3 protein-coding genes are annotated in these 2,088 nt (G+C 68.6%); all 3 read left to right on the top strand.

Annotation, left to right across the window (positions count from 1 at the left end; translation table 11 throughout):
* Window positions 1-709 (top strand): tRNA sulfurtransferase (locus tag ACT84W_RS04220; protein ID WP_444328312.1); only part of this gene is annotated, 709 nt, incomplete at its 5' end.
* 271 nt (window positions 710-980) lie between these two features.
* Complete coding sequence (locus ACT84W_RS04215) at window positions 981-1,706, top strand: helix-hairpin-helix domain-containing protein (protein ID WP_444328311.1); 726 nt, start codon at window positions 981-983, stop codon at window positions 1,704-1,706.
* On the top strand, window positions 1,699-2,088 hold a 390-nt coding region (locus tag ACT84W_RS04210; RefSeq protein ID WP_444328310.1), incomplete at its 3' end, for a hypothetical protein. The genes ACT84W_RS04215 and ACT84W_RS04210, both read left to right, overlap by 8 nt.

Below are 2,088 nucleotides of genomic sequence, written 5' to 3'. Positions count from 1 at the left end.
GCTCTCCAGCGGCTTCGACTCCCCGGTGGCCACCTGGATGGTCGGCCGTCGCGGCGCCACGTGCATCCCCGTGCACTTCTCGGGTCGTCCCCAGACGTCGGACACGAGCGAGTGGCTCTGCCAGGACATCGTCGAGGCGCTCGCGCCCTCCGGCGTCGTCGGCCGCCTCTACGTGTGCCCCTTCGGCGACAAGCAGCGCGAGATCTCGCTCGCGGTGCCCCAGAGCCTGCGCATCATCATGTACCGGCGCCTCATGTTCCAGGTCGCCGAGCGCGTGGCCGCCCTCGAGGGCGCCAAGGCGCTCGTCACCGGAGAGTCGTTGGGGCAGGTGGCCTCTCAGACGCTCGAGAACATCTGGGCCGTTGATGAGTGCGTGGGCATCCCCGTCCTGCGCCCGCTCATTGGCTCGGACAAGCAGGAGATCATCCGCCGCGCGCAGGAGATCGGCACCTACGACATCTCGTGCCAGACGGCGCCCGACTGCTGCACGCTCTTTATGCCCCGCCGCCCCGAGACGCATGCGCGCCTGGACCAGGTGCACGACGCCTGGGAGAGCTTCGACCACGCTGGCATGCTCGAGGACCTCGTGGCGAACATCGAGTACAAGGACTTCAGCCAGTGCCCGAGCTACCACGCCCCGCGCGGCAGGCTCCGCGCCCATCACTCCGAGCTCGGGCCCGCGCTCGAGAAGGAGAAGGCCGGGGAGTAGGGACTGCTCCTCCTTTGGGCTTCCCGGTTTTGCCGGGTGCCCTGCGTATGAAGAAGATGTGTGCGGACGCGCGGCCGTCCCGGGATTCCGGGCGGCCGCGCGTTTCTTCCGGCCTCGGTGCGCGCATCGGGTAGCTCGGCATTGTCGAAAACCCTGCAGATTGCCGTTAGATTCCTGGTAGCTAAGGGCAAGAAGGGTGCATCGAATTCGCCGCCTCGGCGCCTGCCTGTGGCCCCATGACCCCAAGATGAGGGGCCAGGAGGTGGGGTATATGGCGCAGAGGTCGAGGATCGGTGCCGGGCAGAAGGCCCGCAGGCTCGCGAGGCGGTTCGGCGTTACGGGAGGGCGCGCGGCGGCCATCGTGCTCGTCGCGCTTTGCGTCGTCGTCGCGGGCGTCGGCTACTTCGCTCTTGGAGCACCGCGGGGCGTGGAGATCGAGCGAGGGGCCCAAGCGGAGCCCGGCGGCTCGGCCAAGGACGCCGGCGGGCAGGGAGCGACGTCAGGCGAGAACCCCTCGGATTCGGACAATGACTCCGAGCCCCTGGTCGTCCACATAGACGGCGCCGTCGCGGCACCGGGCGTGTACGCGGTCCCCGCTGGGTCGAGGGTGAACGACGCTGTCCAAGCAGCCGGCGGGCTTGCCGAGGGTGCTGACACGTCGACGACCAATTTGGCGGCTCCCGTGTCCGATGGTGCCAAGGTCCACATCCCGACCGCGGAGGAGACGCACGCCCCCGCGCAATCTGCTGATGACGGGGCGGCGGCCCAGGGAAGCGTGGCTCAGGGCGCCGGCTCCCCTCAAGGCGGGCTCGTGAACATCAATTCCGCGACCTCATCGGAGCTCCAGGTGCTCTCGGGCGTCGGGGAAGCGACGGCAGCGGCGATCATCGAGGACAGGGAGTCAAAGGGCCCATTCACCTCGCCCGAGGACTTGATGCGTGTCTCGGGCATCGGTGAGAAGAAGTTCGCCAAGATCAAGGACCACATCTGTGTTTAGGGAGACCCCGCTCCCGCCGAGGCCTGCGATCCCGTTGTCCTTCTATTGTTTGGCCTCCGTCATCGCCATGGAGCGCCTCGCGCTCAGGTTCTCATGGGAGACGGGCGTGGTGCTCGTCGCCGGCGTTCTCGCAAGCGTTTGCGGAGGGCTTCTCGCGCTCGTGCTCGCGCGGTCGGGCCGGACGCAGGTCGGCATGGCTGCGGCGGTTGTGGTGCTCGTCGGCTCCTTAGGGGCCCTGCTCGGGTCCGCGGCAGGTGCGCGCGTAGCGTCTGCCGCAGAGGAGCTCGGGTCCTCGCCGGTCTCTGCCTGGGAATTCGAGATCGAGGCGGACATGTCCCCGAGCGACTCGGGCTGGCGCGGGCGCGCTAAGGGTGTCTCCGGG

The sequence above is a fragment of the Paratractidigestivibacter sp. genome (assembly GCF_052362415.1).
Lineage (GTDB): Bacteria > Actinomycetota > Coriobacteriia > Coriobacteriales > Atopobiaceae > Paratractidigestivibacter.
The sequence above is the reverse complement of the archived record's forward strand: the minus strand, read 5'-3'. Positions and strand labels throughout refer to the sequence as shown.

What these genes read in the sequence shown, in the direction of transcription:
- ACT84W_RS04215 (WP_444328311.1), top strand. Translation starts at nt 981, where the DNA reads ATGGCGCAGAGGTCGAGGATCGGTGCCGGGCAGAAGGCCCGCAGGCTC.